General features: G+C 54.1%; 19 protein-coding genes. 8 read left to right on the top strand and 11 right to left on the bottom strand.

Translation table 11 applies throughout. From position 1 onward, the window contains the following. Entirely contained in the window at nt 1–732 is a 732-nt protein-coding gene (gene gspC / locus AC0TN7_RS18300; RefSeq protein WP_463726922.1) for a type II secretion system protein GspC, read from the bottom strand. 300 nt (nt 733–1,032) lie between these two features. On the opposite strand from gspC, the gene AC0TN7_RS18295 reads away from it, so the two are divergent. Further along, on the top strand, nt 1,033–2,583 hold the full coding sequence (locus AC0TN7_RS18295; protein ID WP_473702325.1) for an ExeA family protein: 1,551 nt from the start codon (nt 1,033–1,035) through the stop codon (nt 2,581–2,583). Then, complete coding sequence (locus AC0TN7_RS18290) at nt 2,583–3,212, top strand: hypothetical protein (protein ID WP_473702324.1); 630 nt, start codon at nt 2,583–2,585, stop codon at nt 3,210–3,212. The genes AC0TN7_RS18295 and AC0TN7_RS18290 overlap by 1 nt, the downstream gene beginning before the upstream one ends. Here the strand turns inward: AC0TN7_RS18290 and AC0TN7_RS18285 are convergent, their stop codons facing one another. The 3 genes from AC0TN7_RS18285 to AC0TN7_RS18275 all read right to left on the bottom strand — a co-directional run bounded on the left by AC0TN7_RS18285 (nt 3,213) and on the right by AC0TN7_RS18275 (nt 5,255). After that, nucleotides 3,213–3,836 carry a helix-turn-helix domain-containing protein gene (locus AC0TN7_RS18285; RefSeq protein ID WP_473702323.1) on the bottom strand — a complete coding sequence of 208 codons (624 nt, stop codon included), beginning with the start codon at nt 3,834–3,836 and terminating at the stop codon, nt 3,213–3,215. Nucleotides 3,837–4,104: 268 nt separating this feature from the next. Beyond that, nucleotides 4,105–4,935 (bottom strand): N-acetylmuramoyl-L-alanine amidase, encoded by an 831-nt coding sequence (locus AC0TN7_RS18280; protein WP_048990936.1) that lies wholly within the window; start codon nt 4,933–4,935, stop codon nt 4,105–4,107. Continuing rightward, complete coding sequence (locus AC0TN7_RS18275) at nt 4,932–5,255, bottom strand: heavy metal-binding domain-containing protein (protein WP_023310944.1); 324 nt, start codon at nt 5,253–5,255, stop codon at nt 4,932–4,934. Before AC0TN7_RS18275 ends, AC0TN7_RS18280 begins: the two co-directional genes overlap by 4 nt. A gap of 97 nt (nt 5,256–5,352) precedes the next feature. On the opposite strand from AC0TN7_RS18275, the gene AC0TN7_RS18270 reads away from it, so the two are divergent. From AC0TN7_RS18270 to artJ, 6 genes are all read left to right on the top strand, one after another. Next, a complete protein-coding gene (locus AC0TN7_RS18270) occupies nt 5,353–5,871 on the top strand; it encodes a lipoprotein (RefSeq protein WP_023335076.1) in 519 nt (172 codons plus the stop codon). A gap of 226 nt (nt 5,872–6,097) precedes the next feature. After that, on the top strand, nt 6,098–6,826 hold the full coding sequence (gene artP, locus AC0TN7_RS18265; RefSeq protein WP_023310942.1) for an arginine ABC transporter ATP-binding protein ArtP: 729 nt from the start codon (nt 6,098–6,100) through the stop codon (nt 6,824–6,826). 19 nt (nt 6,827–6,845) lie between these two features. Then, on the top strand, nt 6,846–7,577 hold the full coding sequence (gene artI / locus AC0TN7_RS18260) for an arginine ABC transporter substrate-binding protein ArtI (RefSeq protein WP_048990934.1): 732 nt from the start codon (nt 6,846–6,848) through the stop codon (nt 7,575–7,577). A gap of 6 nt (nt 7,578–7,583) precedes the next feature. Next, entirely contained in the window at nt 7,584–8,300 is a 717-nt protein-coding gene (gene artQ / locus AC0TN7_RS18255) for an arginine ABC transporter permease ArtQ (RefSeq protein ID WP_024907846.1), read from the top strand. Continuing rightward, nucleotides 8,300–8,968, top strand: a complete 669-nt coding sequence (gene artM / locus AC0TN7_RS18250) for an arginine ABC transporter permease ArtM (RefSeq protein WP_023310940.1) — start codon at nt 8,300–8,302, stop codon at nt 8,966–8,968. Before artQ ends, artM begins: the two co-directional genes overlap by 1 nt. A gap of 173 nt (nt 8,969–9,141) precedes the next feature. Continuing rightward, nucleotides 9,142–9,873, top strand: a complete 732-nt coding sequence (gene artJ, locus AC0TN7_RS18245) for an arginine ABC transporter substrate-binding protein ArtJ (RefSeq protein WP_021240923.1) — start codon at nt 9,142–9,144, stop codon at nt 9,871–9,873. 57 nt (nt 9,874–9,930) lie between these two features. Here the strand turns inward: artJ and AC0TN7_RS18240 are convergent, their stop codons facing one another. The 7 genes from AC0TN7_RS18240 to AC0TN7_RS18210 form a co-directional block, all read right to left on the bottom strand. Continuing rightward, a complete protein-coding gene (locus tag AC0TN7_RS18240; protein WP_267216806.1) occupies nt 9,931–10,773 on the bottom strand; it encodes a formylglycine-generating enzyme family protein in 843 nt (280 codons plus the stop codon). 66 nt (nt 10,774–10,839) lie between these two features. Beyond that, a complete protein-coding gene (locus AC0TN7_RS18235) occupies nt 10,840–11,724 on the bottom strand; it encodes a formylglycine-generating enzyme family protein (protein WP_024907848.1) in 885 nt (294 codons plus the stop codon). Next, nucleotides 11,721–13,976 carry a hypothetical protein gene (locus AC0TN7_RS18230; RefSeq protein ID WP_024907849.1) on the bottom strand — a complete coding sequence of 752 codons (2,256 nt, stop codon included), beginning with the start codon at nt 13,974–13,976 and terminating at the stop codon, nt 11,721–11,723. The genes AC0TN7_RS18235 and AC0TN7_RS18230 overlap by 4 nt, the downstream gene beginning before the upstream one ends. A gap of 61 nt (nt 13,977–14,037) precedes the next feature. Next, nucleotides 14,038–15,507: a sensor histidine kinase gene (locus AC0TN7_RS18225; protein WP_473702322.1), complete on the bottom strand. Its 1,470-nt coding sequence runs from the start codon at nt 15,505–15,507 to the stop codon at nt 14,038–14,040. After that, nucleotides 15,491–16,198 (bottom strand): response regulator transcription factor, encoded by a 708-nt coding sequence (locus AC0TN7_RS18220; protein WP_417927147.1) that lies wholly within the window; start codon nt 16,196–16,198, stop codon nt 15,491–15,493. Before AC0TN7_RS18220 ends, AC0TN7_RS18225 begins: the two co-directional genes overlap by 17 nt. Nucleotides 16,199–16,303: 105 nt before the next feature. Then, complete coding sequence (rlmC, locus tag AC0TN7_RS18215) at nt 16,304–17,443, bottom strand: 23S rRNA (uracil(747)-C(5))-methyltransferase RlmC (RefSeq protein ID WP_463726926.1); 1,140 nt, start codon at nt 17,441–17,443, stop codon at nt 16,304–16,306. 40 nt (nt 17,444–17,483) lie between these two features. After that, entirely contained in the window at nt 17,484–17,957 is a 474-nt protein-coding gene (locus AC0TN7_RS18210) for a YbjO family protein (RefSeq protein ID WP_024907853.1), read from the bottom strand.

Here is a 17,957-nt window from a genome sequence, read left to right as displayed (position 1 = left end):
TTAATTGTTTAGAACATTAACCCGAATATTTTCAAGGTGAGCGTGACGTCTGACGACGACCTCCGCCTCTTTCATTTTCGACCAGTTGGCAATAATACTTTTTGCCTGTGCTTCATCGGTCATATCGACAGAATTCACTTTTACCGCCACATCACCTTTTTCGAGCCCTGAATGGCTGTAGAAGGAAGAGGCATTCCTTGGATTAATGTTGTAGCCTTCCAGCTGGCCTTTTTCGATTAACGGCTTTAACACCAGATAATCATTCAGATGCACGCTTTCCGCGCCTGCATCTTTCGTCGATTTGCTTACCGGGCCGCTGTCAACGCCGCCCTTAAAATAATCAGGTTTATTTAATGCCAGTACCTGCGTAGCACCTTCGTAATTAACCACCACATTGTCTTTGTTAATTTCCTGAATATAGGCATCGTTAAAACCGGTCAGCGGCTCGCCTTCACGGTAGCTCTTCTGACCACCCGGCGTTTTGATCACGGCGAAAGAAAGCCAGGCGTCATCGCTGCGCACAATACCTTCGATCTCCGCTGCCAGCGGGGCTTTCGCGGCGGCTGGCAGGTTGTCCTGACGCACGGCCGCCGTGAAAAGGGTGAATGTCTTTTCATCACGACGCGTTTTCAGCGGCTGCGCATCAGCGTTAGCCAACTTATTCGTAACTTTTTTATAATCTTTAAACGTCAGATACCCTTGCTGGCCGCAAAAAATTAACAGCACAAACATAATGCAAGGCGTTATCCACCGTGACAGAAATGAGAACCTCATTTTTCATCTGGCCTTTAGCAAAGCGAAAATAAGCAGCGTCGCGCTGCGCCAATATGTGAGTAAAGCGTAATTTCCCGCTGTAAAAACGACCACTCACTTTGCCGCTAACTTTCATACAGAAAAATATTGACCGCATAAAATCCAGATGTTAGGCCTCACCGGCAGGATATTTTTACCCTGTGCGCAAATTGACCACCCTATAGCGTTGCTTTACTTTCTCGTCCTGTTGCTATTCCTAATCAGAGACGGTAAGTCGTTATGTATCAAAGCCACTTTAATTTTAAAAATCCGCCCTTTCGGAAAATAACCGGGTTATCCGGGGATTTTCTGGTGCCTTATCATCAGGACGTGTTCAACCTGCTGAAAGAGAATACCCAACAGGCGGGGATTATTGGGCTCTTTGCTGACGATGCCCCGCTGCTGGGCCAGTTCAGCGACGCCCTGAAATCCGCTAATCCTGACGTTTTTGCCATCAACGCGTTTCCAAAACTGAGTGCCAGTAGCCTGCTGTATAAACTCAACCCGGGAACGAAAGAGAGCAAAAACCGGCTTCAGGCGGTGGATACCATCCTGCACCAGTGGCAAGGGGGAAAAACCAGGACGAAAGTGCTGGTGATTAGCCACACCGAAGCCATGAAGGACACCTGTCAGGAGGTGCTGGCTATGCTGCTGACGCGCGCCCAGGAGCTGGGGTTTTGCCTCTCCATCGTGCTGATGGGCGCAGCGGGTCAGGAAGCCGTCCTGATGCAGCAGCCCGAGCTGCGTGAATATACACATACCCGTCACAGCCTGCGTCCTCTTACCTGCCGGGAATCTCTCCGCTACGTTGAGGCGCAGTGTGAAGAGCACGGGTGCGAGAGCTCACCGTTAACCCCGGCGCGCGTGCGCAAGATGCATACGCTGACCAGGGGGAATATCAGCAAGCTGAACGAGCTGGCCCACCTGTCGATGCTCGCCGCCTGGACCGAGCGTGCGCATCAGGTCAGTCCGCGTCATTTACGTCTGGCCTCCGGCGAGACGCTGCCTGCGAAAAAACACGGTAAGCGCCTGGCTACCGTCGGTTTATTCGCATCCGTGCTGTTTGCCGCCTGCGGCTGGTATATGACCTCCTCGATCGGTGCAAAACTTCCGGTTCAGCTCCCGGTGCCTGCCAGCTGGAAACAGCAGACGCCACATGTTCAGGCCCCGGTGGTGCCGGTTATCGACAATGAAATGGTCAATCAGCCGGATGCCATGCATCAGCTCTATCTGATGTGGGGATATGACGCCTCAGCGGACGATGCCCTGTGTCAAAACGCCGCAAAGGTGAACCTGATGTGCAGGCAGGGTAACGCCTCACCGGACGCGCTGGCGCAGGAAGGGTATCCGTGGGTAAGTGAACTGAAAACCGGCAACCACCTCAATTATGCCGTGGTCGCCCGCGTCGGGGATAACTCACTCGACCTGCTGATGAACAACCGTACCTGGCAGGTAAGCCGCAGCTGGTTTAACCAGCATGCCACCGGCAACTTTACCCAATTGCACCGCCTGACGCCGGAAGGTAAAGACGTCATCAGTGCCGCCAGCGATGCGAAGGACATGGGTTGGCTTGACCAGCAGCTGAGCGTAGCCCTTAACCAGCCGGAAACCCATTCCCGGACCTGGACGGCGGAGATGATGAAACGCACCCGTGAGTTCCAGCAAAAAATGCATCTGCATGTGGATGGCATTCCAGGGGAAGATACATTGATGCAGTTAATGCGTGAAACCCATTCCACGCCGAGCGTGCTGATCCAGACCACCCCGAAAATGCAGGAGAAGAAAGCCTGATGTCTACCCTCTGTCTTGCGGCCCAGCGCAGCTACGCTACCGGGGAGGCGGTCTGGTTTTCGTATCGCCTCCCTAGCCTGAGTAAAATCGTCGGCAACGCCTTTTTATGGATGTTGGGTCTGTGCGTCATGTTGACGGCGGGCGTGTACGCGCATACTTACTGGAATCTGCGTCATCCTGCGCCGGAACCGGTAACAAAAGCGAGCGTCGCGAAACCTGAAACGCAGCTTTCTGATATGCACTACGTGTATGTGAGCAAGCCGTTCCCGCATCCACATCCGAAACCCGCACCGGTGCAGGCTGACATCCCTGCCATGCAGGATCTGCCGATTAACAGCGACGATGCCGACTGGCAGCAAGCGCCCGACGGCGCGGAACCGCACGATACGTCGCGGGATACGTTACCCGGCACCGAAGCGCATGATGTCGCGCCCTCCAGTACAGGCAGTGAGGATACTTCTTTAACCGAGTTGTTTAAGCAGGCGTTAAAAGAACAGGAGCAAGATTATTCGCAAGGCAAAATTCCCGCGCCACCGGTGGATGAAGCGCAGGATAATTCGCAGACGAGAGTGCAACATAACGTGGGATCCCGATCTCCTTTGAGTGAAAAAGGAGATCGGCTGGAATAGTTAGTATTTTTCAGGCAATGTGGTCAGATTAAGGAGTCGACCTTTTTCCACCACAATATATTGACCTTTTTTGAGGTCGGAGAGGATTTTAATGATGGTACTGCGCGCCAGATTGGTATATTCCTGAATATAATCGTAAATATTGATATCACGCTGATGATGAACAATCAGCTCATTAATCTCGTATAAAAACTCGCGCACTACAGAATAAGCGCTGCGGGCAACCAGTACATCGTCACGTTTGCTCAGCATGCAGATGTACCAGGCCAGCACTTTGGTGAGTTCAGGCCATAAATTGTTATCGGTCATCAGCTGCGCGAAGACCTCTTTTTTGATTGAGCGCACCACAGTGTTAGCGCGAACAAGGCCGTACATATGGGTTGCGTTATAGTACATCGACGAGAGGCCAAAAATGCACTGGCCCGTTACCGTGAACATACACAGTTCGTCGGATTCGCGTCGGAATTCAACTTCACCGCTGACGATAATATGAATATATTGTGAATCGGACGTGGAGAGTTTCTGCCATTTCTTTAAGGTTTTCTCTTCAAAGCCTGATGTAGCAGAAATAATGGCTTCCATTTCATATTGCGGACGTAATTTTTTTGCATAGATGCTTAACATTGTTATACCCGATTTAAGATGTGAAATTTAAAAATGCAGGCATAGGGCAAAAAAGCCTTAAGCCCTGAATATGTTCCTGTGAAATTCTCAATGAGAGAAATAAAGAATAAATGCGATATATTTATTTGCTATATTAATTAGCAAGCTATGTGTCTATCTTAAATCCGGATAATTTTAAGTCAATTAACTAAAAATGAATTGAGTTTGTACTTAAGATTAATCTGAAGAAAATCAGAATGCGTTAAGGCATTCGGGGTAGTCCGAAGGATTACCCCTGCCCGTACTTCTCCAGAAGCGCTTCGGCAATGGCCATCGTTTCGACGTCCGCAATACCGTTCCACAGGTCAGGCCGGAAATGCATCTGGAACGCCGTGATGATGCGCTTTTGCTGCGCAGGGGTACTGTCAACCGGCACCTCATAGCCATACCGCGCGAGGAGATCGAGTAATGCCCCGGTCGCCACCTGCTGATAGCGCGGACGCCCGTTAATATAGAACGCGACGCGCGCCGGATCGGGCCATGCGCCAATGCCCTGCTGAGCAAGCTGTCGCCACGGGAACAGCGGGCCGGGATCGTCTTTGCGCTGCGGCGCGATGTCCGAATGGGCCACCACGTTTTCAGGTTTGATGTTGTAGCGGGTAATAATATCTTTGGCGAGTGGCACCAGCGCCGCAATTTGCGCAGGCTCAAACGGGGTAAAGCGCTTAACGCCCGACGTTTTTTGCCAGCCGCGGTTCTCCAGCTCAATGCCGACAGACGTATCATTGATGCGGTTTGTGCCGCGCCAGAAGCTAATGCCCGCATGCCAGGCCAGTTCGCTCTCGGGCACCAGCTGCCAGATGCGCGGCTTACCGTCCGGTGCCGGGGGTTTAGCCGGGATCAAATAGTGAGAGCTGACATTCTTATCCGTCAGCGTGGCCAGCGAGCTGTCAAAATCATCCGCGGTGTAGTGGATAACCAGCACCTTGATGCGCGGGTAAGCCGCCTGAGCCTGATGACGCGTATCCAGCTCGTAGGCACCTTTATCGATGATTCCCTTTTCCGCGGCACACCCTGCCAGCAGCAGCGCCAGCAGGATTGTGGCAAACGAACGCCTCATCGGAGGGTTTTCACCGCCGTACCGCTCACGCTCACCATCAGCATGCTGGCATCTTTACCGACCGTTTCGTAGTCGATATCAATCCCTACGACCGCATCGGCGCCGAGGGCTTCCGCCTGTTCGCCGAGCTCTTTAAAGGCGATTTCGCGCGCTTTGCGCAGCTCTTTTTCGTATGCACCCGAGCGGCCGCCCACGATATCGCGGATACCGGCAAAAAAGTCACGGAAGATATTGGCGCCGAGAATCGCTTCGCCGGTGACCACGCCGCAGTACTCGGTTATTGTCTGCCCTTCCAGGGTTGGCGTTGTTGAAAACTGCATGGTTTCTCTCCTTCTTTAGCGTTCAATGCCTTAGGCACAGCATTATCGGTTCGTTACGCTATGATTGAAAGGATAGTTAATAAATAAGGAAATCAACATGCGCTATTCTGCTTTAACACTTTTAGTGCCCTGCGCGCTGGTGCTCAGCGCCTGTACCACCACGGTCACGCCAGCCTTTAAGGATATCGGTACCCGCAGCGGCCCCTGCATAGAGGGCGGCCCGGACACTGTGGCGCAGCAGTTCTATGATTATCGCATTCAGCACCGCAGCAACGACCTCACCGGGCTACGCCCGTATCTGAGCGATGGCCTGGCAAAACTGCTTAACGACGCCACCCGCGATCCACAGCATAACGCCCTGCTGAAATCCGATCCATTCTCCAGCCGCACCACGCTACCGGACAGCGCCGAAGTGGCGAGCGCGTCAACCATCCCGAATACGGACGCCCGTAATATTCCGCTGCGCGTGAAGCTGACGCAGGGAACCCAAACCTGGCAGGATGAAGTGCTGATGATCCGTGAAGGTCAATGCTGGGCAGTGGACGACGTACGCTACGTGGGCGGCAGCGTTCATGCCCCGGCAGGCACGCTTCGCCAGTCGATTGAGAATCGCTAAATCCGCCGATATTCCCTGGTAACCCCCGTAAAATGTGCGGCATTTCATGCGGAATGCCGACATTTATACTCGCCGACCTTGCCGTTCGCTATTTTGTGCTATGTTTAAGAGGAAATACGGGTTATATTTAACTTTTAACGCAGAAATATTGCATAACTATTCTGTCAACGGTACTATCTGCGGCCTCAATTGCTATAGATTGCCTGGATGAGTAAAGACTGCCCCGATGAGTATTAAACTAAACGGCATTAACTGCTTCTACGGCGCACACCAGGCGCTGTTTGACATCACGCTGAACTGCCCGGAAGGCGAAACGCTGGTTTTGCTTGGCCCAAGCGGTGCAGGCAAAAGCTCCCTTCTGCGTGTCCTTAATCTGCTTGAAATGCCCCGTTCAGGTACGCTGGCGATTGCCGGTAACCATTTTGATTTCGCGAAGACGCCGTCTGATAAAGCGATTCGTGAGCTGCGTCAAAACGTCGGCATGGTCTTCCAGCAATACAATCTCTGGCCGCACCTGACCGTCCTGCAAAACCTGATTGAAGCCCCGTGCCGCGTGCTGGGGTTAAGCAAGGATCAGGCGATCGCGCGCGCCGAAAAGCTGCTGGACCGCCTGCGTCTTAAGCCCTACAGCGACCGCTATCCGCTGCATCTTTCTGGTGGTCAGCAGCAGCGTGTGGCCATTGCCCGTGCGCTGATGATGGAGCCTGCGGTGCTGCTGTTTGATGAACCCACCGCGGCGCTGGATCCGGAAATCACCGCCCAGATCGTGAGCATCATCCGCGAGCTGGCGGAAACCAACATTACGCAGGTCATCGTCACCCATGAAGTGGAAGTGGCGCGTAAAACCGCCAGCCGTGTGGTCTACATGGAAAACGGCTATATCGTTGAGCAAGGTGATGCGAGCTGCTTCGCGAACCCGCAAACCGATGCCTTCAAAAACTATTTATCTCATTGATTGTGTCAGGGGAAATATAATGAAAAAAGTATTACTTGCCGTGCTGCTTGCTGGCGTTACCCTTTCCGCTACCGCAGCCCAGACCATTCGTTTTGCCACGGAAGCCTCTTACCCTCCGTTTGAGTCCATCGACGCGAACAACAAAATTGTGGGCTTCGACGTGGACCTGGCTAACGCCCTGTGTAAAGAGATCGATGCGACCTGTACCTTCAGCAACCAGGCGTTTGACAGCCTGATCCCAAGCCTGAAGTTCCGCCGTATCGACGCCGTGATGGCCGGTATGGATATCACCCCGGAACGTGAAAAGCAGGTGCTGTTCACCACCCCTTACTACGACAACTCCGCCCTGTTCATTGGTCAGAAAGGTAAATTCACCTCTGTCGATCAGCTGAAAGGCAAAAAAGTCGGCGTGCAGAACGGCACCACGCACCAGAAATTCATTACGGATAAGCATCCGGAAATCACCACCGTTCCATATGACAGCTACCAGAACGCGAAGCTGGATCTGCAAAATGGCCGTATCGACGGCGTTTTCGGTGATACCGCGGTCGTGACCGAGTGGCTGAAAGCCAACGACAAGCTGGCGCCAGTGGGCGACAAAGTGACCGATAAGGATTACTTCGGTACCGGTCTGGGGATTGCCGTTCGTCAGGGCAACACTGAGCTGCAGCAGAAATTCAACGCTGCGCTGGAAAAAGTGAAGAAAGACGGCACCTACGAAACCATCTACAAAAAATGGTTCCAGAAGTAATTCCTGATGAATGAAATTTTTCCTTTAGCAAGTGCCGCCGGGATGACCGTCGGCCTTGCCGTTTGCGCACTGATTATCGGCCTCGTGCTGGCGATGTTCTTTGCGGTGTGGGAATCCGCGAAATGGTTCCCCGTCGCCTGGACAGGCTCCGCGCTGGTCACCGTGCTGCGTGGGCTACCGGAAATTCTGGTGGTCCTGTTTATCTATTTCGGCTCTTCGCAGCTGCTGCTCACGTTGTCTGACGGCTTCACCCTCAATCTCGGTTTTGCGCAGATCCCGGTGCAGATGCAGATTGATAACTTCGACGTTAGCCCGTTCCTGTGCGGCGTGATTGCCCTTTCCCTGCTCTACTCCGCGTACGCGTCGCAAACCCTGCGCGGTGCGCTGAAAGCCGTGCCGCAGGGACAATGGGAGTCGGGTCAGGCGTTAGGGTTGTCGAAATCCGCCATCTTTTTCCGTCTGGTGATGCCGCAGATGTGGCGTCATGCCCTGCCGGGGCTCGGCAACCAGTGGCTGGTGCTGCTGAAAGATACCGCGCTGGTGAGCCTGATCAGCGTTAACGATTTGATGCTGCAAACCAAAAGCATCGCCACCCGTACCCAGGAGCCGTTTACCTGGTACATTGTGGCTGCGGCGATCTACCTGGTGATCACGTTGCTCAGTCAGTACATCCTCAAGCGTATTGACCTGCGTGCGACGCGCTTTGAACGGAGACCAGGCTGATGCTTGAATACTTTCCCGAGTTGATGAAAGGGCTGCACACCAGCCTGACGCTGACCGTGGCGTCCATTATCGTGGCGCTGATCCTGGCCCTTATCTTCACCATCATCCTGACGCTGAAAACGCCGGTGCTGGTGTGGATTGTGCGCGGTTACATCACCCTGTTCACCGGTACGCCGCTGCTGGTGCAGATCTTCCTGATTTACTACGGCCCGGGCCAGTTCCCGTCGCTGCAGGAGTATCCGGTTATCTGGCATCTGCTCTCTGAGCCGTGGCTGTGTGCCCTGATTGCCCTTTCGCTGAACAGCGCGGCCTATACCACCCAGCTGTTCTACGGGGCGATCCGCGCCATTCCGGAAGGCCAGTGGCAGTCCTGCGGGGCGCTGGGCATGAGCAAGAAAGACACGCTGGCGATCCTGCTGCCGTACGCCTTTAAGCGCGCCCTCTCCTCCTATTCCAACGAAGTGGTACTGGTGTTCAAAAGTACCTCGCTGGCCTACACCATCACCCTGATGGAAGTAATGGGTCACGGACAGCTGCTGTATGGACGCACCTATGACGTAATGGTGTTCGGCGCGGCGGGCGTGGTGTACCTGGTGGTGAACGGTCTGCTGACGCTGATGATGCGCCTGATCGAGCGTAAAGCGTTAGCGTTTGAGCGCAGAAATTAACCACGCGAATGCATAAAACGGTATTCATAAAGCGGGTAACCTGATGGGTTATCCGCTTTTTTTTGTAACAAACACAATATTTAATCATTTTTATTGCATATAAATTCATCAACTGGCATTGTACATCCAGGCCGCAGACACGGCGCATCAATAAGACAGACGGGAGCATTACAATGAAAAAGTTAGTTCTGGCCGCATTACTCGCCACCTTCGCCGCTGGCGCATCCGCTGCGGATAAAATCAATTTCGGCGTCTCCGCCACCTATCCACCGTTTGAATCGCTGGATGCCAGCAACCAGATCGTTGGTTTCGATATCGACCTGGCGAAAGCGCTGTGCAAACAAATGCAGGCTGACTGCACCTTTACCAACCATGCCTTCGACAGCCTGATCCCGTCGCTGAAGTTCAAAAAATACGATGCGGTGATCTCCGGGATGGACATCACGCCTGAGCGCAGCAAGCAGGTCGCGTTCACCGACCCGTACTACGCCAACTCGGCGGTGGTGATTGCGAAGAAAGGCGCTTATACCTCTTTCGATCAGCTGAAAGGCAAACGCATCGGGATGGAAAACGGCACCACGCATCAGAAATACCTGCAGGACAAACATCCGGAAGTGAAAACCGTGGCCTATGACAGCTACCAGAACGCGATTATCGACCTGAAAAATGGCCGTATCGACGGCGTCTTCGGCGATACCGCCGTGGTGAACGAGTGGCTGAAAACCAATCCGCAGCTGGGCACCGCAACGGAAAAAGTGACCGATCCACAGTACTTCGGTACGGGCCTCGGCATCGCGGTACGTCCGGATAACAAAGCCCTGCTGGAAAAACTGAACGGCGCGCTGAAAGCGATTAAAGCGGACGGTACGTACCAGAAAATTAGCGAGCAGTGGTTCCCGCAGTAATCTCAGAATGCTGAGTTAACAATCACCTATAAAGGCTATTCCAGAGGCGTAGCCTTTTTAATTCGCTAACGGGCTGTTTTCAACACAGCGAAAACCTGTTGAGCGCGAGGGGGGCCCCTGAACCGTATCAGGTTTAAGGGAGTCTCGGGTCACGGTGAGTGAATCCGATGGGGCTCCCAGCCAGCCTCTAATCACCTTTTTTACCCCAGTCGCTGGTCCCTGAGGATCCTTTTCCCGGGAGTGACGGTAATAATCTGCAGCATACCAGTCCATAACCCAGTCAGTACCATTTCCCAGCATATCGTATAATCCTTGTGAATTCGGATCATAGCTTCCCACTGGTCGATTCTCTGCCGACGGGGCAAAATTACTGGCTTTATTATCTTCGTAATACCAGTGGTTATCGCTGTTCGCCAGAATCAGGAACTGACCTCTGCTGCGTGCCGCGTACTCCCACTGCGCTGCCGTTGGCAGGTCGATGTGACGCTTGCTGACTTGACCCAGCCACCGGCAGTAGGCCTGCGCATCCTGCCAGTTAGCCGATGCCGGATAATTGTCACCAAGCGCATCCCGACCACTTTTCCAGGTGTATTTGTTGTCTCGTGTATCTTTATAAAAACCCGTTAAATCCCGCCCCTGGATCTCCAGCCAGCGGTTAAATTCTCCCCACGTCACCCGGTACTTACTGATACGGAAATCAGACAATATCACCCAGTGAAGCGGTTTATTATCCGTATCTGCGCTAAATGGCAGTTTCTCTCCCGTAAGAGAGCCAAAATCCCCCATCTGAAAACGCCCGCCCTTTACCGTGACCAAGTCCTCTAGCGCGCGATTAACAAGTACATCCTGCTCTGCATGTATCTTCTGTTCATCCCGGCAACCAGTGAGTATCAGCAACACTCAAACACCCGTTACGCCATAACCTGTCAGCCTCATGCATAGTCCTTTACTTGATCAGTTCGATTTTTATAAACGTGCTGACAGATTGCTTTCAACACAGCGAAAACCTGTTGAGCGTGAGGGTGGCCCCTGAACGGTTTCAGGTCTCATACTTCCTCTGGTAATGGTGTAACCCTCTCCGGCATCTCTGGGTAGTCCCCGGATAACCCGTTTATCACCTTTCTCTGGCCCCTGAGGATCTTGCTCAGGAGAATGACTGTAATAATCCGCCGCATACCAATCTTTGACCCAGTCAGCCCCATTTCCCTGAATATCATATACACCGAGCGGATTCGGGGCATAACTTCCTACCGGACGGTTTTCCGTTGAGGGAGCGATATTGCGTGCAATGTCATTTTCATAGTGATACCAGTTATCACTGTTGCCAAAAATCAGGAACTGACCTCTGCTGCGTGCCGCGTACTCCCATTGGGCTTCTGTTGGCAGGTCGATATGGCGCTTGCTGGCCTGCCCGAGCCAATGGCAGTAAGCCTGCGCATCCTGCCAGTTAGCCGATGCCGGAAAATTATCACCAAGCGCAATTTTTAGTGAGGCATAATCTGGATCGCTATCATTGGCCGTCTTCCGAAAATAATCGTTCGGCTCCCTCCCCTGGATCTCCAGCCAGCTGTTAAATTCTCCCCACGTCACCCGGTACTTACTGATACGGAAATCAGACAACGTCACCCAGTGTAGCGGTTTATTATCCGCATCTGCGCTGTACGGCAGTTTCTCACCAATAAGAGCACCAAAATCACCCATCTGAAAACGGCCACCTTTTACTGTGACCATATTTTCCAGCGCCCTGTTAACCAGATCTGTCTGCTCAGCCTTCATTTTTTGATCATCCCGGCAGCCAGTCAGCACCAGAGTAATCAGTAATCCTGTCACACCATAGCCTGTATACGTCATGCTGTATCTCCATGCATGGAGTAAATCAGCCGCGTACAGCTATGGAGATACGTCGGCAGCACTTCTCTTAATGGTAAGGTAGACATATTGATGTGCCCTGGAGGGATAGCGGGGGCTTCAGGCAGGTGGAGGTAAAGGTTTCTCAGATTATCGGCATAATGACTGGGTTCAATCGTGATGTTCCGCGCTGCGGGGACCAACGAACCAGCAAAACCATAGGTTTTGGGTGTCTCACCTTGTGCCAGAAAAGCAATGACCCTTTGTTCATTAATACGCCAGTTGCTTTTTTCCTCTCCAGGCATTTTTGAAAGATGCTGCATAACATTTTCATATTCTCGCTGCGACTGTACCCAGCGAAGAGCATAAATAATGGCTCGTTTACGAGCGCTAAAAACAGCTCCGCCCTCACAGGTCGTCTCTCCATGACTCACTGGACTGGCGACATTATCCCAAAGGTTTGTTTCAATCAGTGAGGCAATGGCTGCGCCTTTGCTCTCCGGCGGAGTAAACTTTAAACAATCCCCTTTTGTATTCAGTATGTTAGTCATTAGCGCCACGCGGGATTCTTTTTTATCCCAACTGTTTTTAAGTTCAGCGGCTATATTTCCCCCAGCATCAATCACACGATTGATCCCATACATTCCCACCAATAACGGAATGGCGCAGAAAGCATAATAATCGTCCGCCATCATAATCTGCATCAGCCGGATATAATCCGCATTTCGCAGCATATAGGTCAGGCAGGGCATAAACTCAGACATGATTGCGGGACCGTCAACCTCAAAGCTCATCGATCCTTTACCCCCTGTCCCCCAGCACAACCCACCGCTAACCTCTATACGCACCTTACCATCTTGCCATCTGAACTTAAGCTGCCCGCTAAGACCGCCACCAGCCTGAGCAGCCCCCCCCACCCCAACCTTCGCCAACGTACTGTATTTTTCGTCGTGATCAGGATTGAGCCAGACCAGTGCACCAGACACATTCGCCCCGGCTTCTGCCCCGACAAATACGCCTAGCTCTGCCCCACCGCCTAAGGGCATATGCTCTTCTTTAGTGACGTCTATCTGCCGCCAAAATCCGTAGCCTTCATCCGGCATAGCTTTTACAGGCAACCCTTTTGCCAGATCGCCAGTAATATTGACCCCCGCCTCTATCCCCAGACTTGCCCCAACGCTCCCCGACAATGTCAGCTCAATATCAAAACGAAACGTACCCAGAATCCCCATACCACCGCCGGGTATTTTTGCCGGATCTAACGGATAACAAATTTTTACGCCGACATTATCCGGCAGATGAAGCTTGCCGCTGCTTTTTGCCTCTGCAAGTGCAAGGTTGGCATAAACGCTGGTCTTACCGTGCAGCTCTGCTTTTGGCCTGTATCGTCCGGTGCGGATATCAATTTCAAACGGATTAAATACCCCCTTCATGCTCGCGCCATACGCCCAACGTAATAGCTGAGCCTGTGCATCAAATGCCATGCCGGAACCTTCATAAGGTGAATGTTCCAGGCTTTGGTTAAATTCTTGTGCCCATACGCTCCAGACGCCAGAGTTATCATCGAGCAGTTTCACTTCCCAGGCTTTCATTGACGGCTTAAGTTTTGCCAGTTGCCCCTTCAGCTTCTCCGGGTCAATTTGATGGCGGGTATGCGTATGGCCATCTTTGCCGGTATATTCAACCGCCCTCAAAAAGCTTTTACCGCCGCTTTTCTTTTCCGCGCTGTTCAACCTGTATCGACGCCAGTGGCTACGAATTTTATCTGAACGGACGTAGACATATTTGGTTCCGTTTTTCCCACCCATAACGTCTATAAGTTCCATCAGCCCTAGTGCGTTCTTTTTACTATTTTCATCCAGTAATGTTGCGGCGGGGAGGTTTTCTGTAGGGGTCAATGCTGCAAGTTCGGCCCGTAAGGTCTGACAGGCTTCATCAAGATGTCGATACTCATCCTTCAACAGATTCTGAAAGCGATTACGCTCTGGTACATCGACCCAGCCCAGAGTAGTCACGTCTTTCTGAAGTTGCTCAATACGCTGTAACGCGTCCGCTCTCTGCGCCAGACAGTAGGTGAGTCGGTTACTTTCCTGCTCAAGATCGTGCCAGTCGCATTGGTCAACTGCCAAAAGGGTTTCACTGTCGGGATGAAAATAAAGACGGGGATAAGAGGGGACAACGACTTCTTTGCAGACCCCGCCAGGGCGTGTCATCACGCTGTAGCATCCATCCCAGGGTATGACTTTTACAGTCATCACTAAGTCCTTTTAGTTTGAGTGGTTATTCTCTTCTATCATACTTCCAACGAACACCATCTCAAAGCGGTACATAAAAACGAAAAATCGCTCCCTTTTGTGCCTCCATCAGCCTGATCCCGCCCCCGTGCAGCTCCAGCATCCTTTTCACAATCAGCAGCCCTAACCCGCCGCGATTCTCCCGCGATGCCTGGGTATTCAACGCTGATGGCCGCTGGAACAGATCGTCGCGCAGCGAGGCATCCACGCCCGTTCCGCTGTCCGCCACTTCGACCTGCAGCCGTTCATTCTCCTGCCAGACAGCCAGACGAATTTCCCCGCCGCCTGGCGTATGGCGCATCGCGTTATCGAGGAGGTTGGTCACCACGCGTTCGATCATCGACACATCGGCGTTAATCAGCGGCAGCGGTCCCGGCACGTCAATATGCAGATTCACCTTGCGCGTGCGGGCGGTGAGCTCAAACTTCTGCGCCACGTCGGAAATCAGCTCCCCCATCGCGAAACGCTCGCGCAGGGGTTTAATGCCGCCGTGCTCAAGGCGCGCCAGCTCAAACAGCTGCTGCGAAAGATGACGGACTTTTTGCCCCTGACGCAGCGCGGTGGCGAGATACTGCTGGTGCTCCTGTGGCGTCAGGGTGGCGGATTTGAGCGACAGGGTTTCCAGATACCCCAGCAGCGAGGTCAGCGGGGTGCGGAGATCGTGCGAAATGTTGGCGATAAACTCCCGGCGCTGGCGATCGCTGTCGGCCAGCTGATCCCACTGGCGGGTGATTTTGCGCGCCAGCTCGATAAAGCTGTTGCGCAGGATTGCCACTTCATCTTTTGCCGCCGCGTCCGGCGTCTGTACCGCCAGCAGCCTGATTGCGCTTATGCTGTCCTGCTCCAGCCCGGCCACTTCCACCGTCAGCTGTTTGACCGGACGCGTAACCCAGTACCAGACCAGCAGCCCTGCCAGCAGCCCAAACAGCGCGACCCACAGCAGTGACCACAGGACGGTACTCCACAACGCCTTGTGCCAGGCCATTTCTGCCAGGGCGTTTGACTCCTCGCCCTGCAAGATAATGTACAGATAGCCTTTCAGCTCGCCGTCCTGCCGCAGCGGCGTGGCGCTAAAGACTTTTTGATTTTGACTGCGCGGATCGTCGCCCAGTACCGGCATGGCGGTGCCGCTCAGGAAGCTTTGCACCGGCGCCAGGTCGATTTTTTGCCGCTGAATATGACCCGGCGGTGCGGCATCGGCGAGGATATCGCCGTCAGGAGAGATAACGTAGAGCTCAACGCTCGGATTAAAGGTCATCAGCCGGCCAAACAGCGGTTTCAGCGCGCTGCGGTCGACCCGGCCCTGCGCGCCCAGAATCGGTTCGCGCTGGACGATCTGCTGCGCCAGCCCACCCGACAAACGCTGCACCATCGCGTTACCGTACTGCATGCTGCTGTAGAGCTGTACCGCGCAGGCGACGGTGGCGCAGAGCATCATCAGCAGGATGAACAACAGCGTCAGGCGCTGGCTCAGGCTAAAGCGACGCATCATGCTGCGGCTCCGCAAATTTGTAGCCCTTGCCCCAGACGGTGCGAATGATCTCCGGCTCGGCGGCGTCCTTCTCAATCTTGATGCGCAGGCGGTTGATATGGGTGTTAACGGTGTGTTCGTAGCCCTCGTGCTGGTAGCCCCAGACCTGCTCCAGCAGCGCCAGACGGGAAAACACCTCACCTGGATGACGGGCAAAGAAGTACAGCAGCTCGAACTCGCGCGGGGTGAGGTCCACCACCTGGCCGTGAAGCAGCACGCTGCGCGCCAGCGGATCGATGGTCAGTCCGTGGGCCTGAATGTGTCCGTCGGTTTGCGCCTGCCCCATCGCCTGCTGACGACGAAACAGCGCTTTGATGCGCGCAATCAGCTCCTGCACTGAGAACGGCTTAGCCAGATAGTCGTCGGCGCCGGTTTCCAGCCCTGTGATGCGGTCAGTTTCGCTGCTGCGGGCGCTAATGATGATCACCGGCAGGTAGCGCGTCATCTGACGGATGCGGCAGCAAATCTCCAGACCGTCAACGTTGGGCAGCATCAGGTCGAGGATCACCGCATCCCATGGCTGTTTTTCAAGACGCTGCAGGGCGTTGCCCCCGTCGGGCTCGTGGGTGATGGCGTAGCCTTCGTCTTCTAAATTGAGTTGCAGAAGCGCCGCGATATCGTGGTCGTCTTCCACCAGCAGGATCTGCTTCATGGGTAAGCCTTCAATCATTTCTTATGACGTAAGTTTACCTGATTTCGAGCGGGGGAAGAGTTCACATTTTGTTGAAGATTGTGCGGGGTTCATGCCGGGTGGCGGCTACGCCTTACCCGGCCTACGGGTTAACAACGTCAACACTTCATAATGCGCGGTATGCGGGAACATATCAAAAAGCTGAACGCGTTCAATGCGATAGCCCGGTAGTTGCGCAATGTCTTTCGCCATGGTCTGCGCGTTGCAGCTGGAATAGATGATGTACTCTGGCGCCATCTGGCTCAGGTAGTCGCACAGCGCATTGCCGATGCCGCGGCGCGGCGGGTTGACCAGCACCAGCTCAGGCACGTTGCCCTGGCCGGTCGCGAACTGCGTGGAGTCCAGCGCCTGGAAGTGCAGATTCGTTAACCCCAGTTCGGCGGCGGACTGTTTCGCGCAGGCAATCGCTTCGGCAGAGATCTCAATCCCGGTGAGCTGCATCTCCGGCGTCGCGCAGTGCAGGCCAAACCCGCCCACGCCGCAGAACAGATCCCACATGTGGTGAACGTTCAACGCTCGAACCCAGTCGCGGGCGGTAGCGTACAGGCCGCTTGCCACGGTCGGGTTCGTCTGGAAGAAGCTTTGCGGGCGGATCCACAGCGGCACGCCGTTGAAGCTCTCCGCCAGCGCGTGCTGGTCGGTGAAGAAAATCTCTTTCTCCCCTTCCATAATCGCCATATGCACCGGCTGAATATTCGCCGTAATGACCTTTAGCTGCGGGAGTTGCGCCTGCAGCCACGGCAGCGCCGCGCGAAGCTGCGCCAGCTTGGTTTCAGAGCGCAGCACAAAGCGCAGCATCATGCCGCCGTCTTTCTGGCTTTCCGTCAGCAGAAGGTACTTCAGCTCGCCGCGCTTGCGGGCCACGCTGTAGGGCGTTAACCCCGCCCGCGCGATAAACGGCTTAAGCGCCGCAAAGACCGGCGCAAAGGAGGCGGGATACAGCGGGCAGTCGGTTAAGTCTTCCGGCGTGCCGTCGCGGTGCAGCATCCCCAGCAGCGGTTTTTCAACGCTGCCGCTGACCACCATTTTGGCTTTATTACGGAAACCCTGCTCCGGGCCGCTGACGGGTGCGCACCATTCGCCCACCGCGTGCGCTGCCAGCAGCTGTTGCAGGTCGGCCATTTTGGCGGTGAGTTGTTGAGAGACCGGCTGTTCTATCCACTGACAGGAGCGGCAGCGTCCGGCGTCATAGAGTGCGCACTGCATATGAAAACCTTAAGAATCACGAGGGCTGCGATTATACACATTATTGCAGGCGGAAGAACCGCCGACTGGAGGCCGGAACGAAGAGTAGAAAGAGCACCAGCATGTCCGGCAGTTTTTGCATAAACAGCGCGCGCAGGATCTCGCGCTTGGATTCACCGGCAATGCTGAACAGCTCCGGGTAGCCATACCCCAGCGAGGCGGCCCACAGATAGCTCGCCGCGGTAATCTGCGTCAGCAGATAGACCCAGCGCGCCCAGTTGCGCCCTTTGACCAGCGAAAACGCGCAGTAGATCTCGATAAACACCAGCACCAGGCTGCTCAAAAAGACCAGCGTCAGATTCCACGTCTGCACGCTGCGGTGAATGAATTCACCGATGCCGCGCACGCCCAGGGTATTCAGAATCATCAGCACGTCCAGGCAGCGGATCATAATAATGGCGAGCGCCGCCACCTGAACCAGTGCAGGTACGTTAGGACGTGCGTGCGTAATACGTGATTTTTTTAATAATCCCAA

This window comes from Enterobacter sp. PL_is511 (assembly GCF_055816065.1).
Note: the sequence above shows the minus strand (reverse complement) of the source record. Positions and strands in the feature narration are given on the sequence as shown.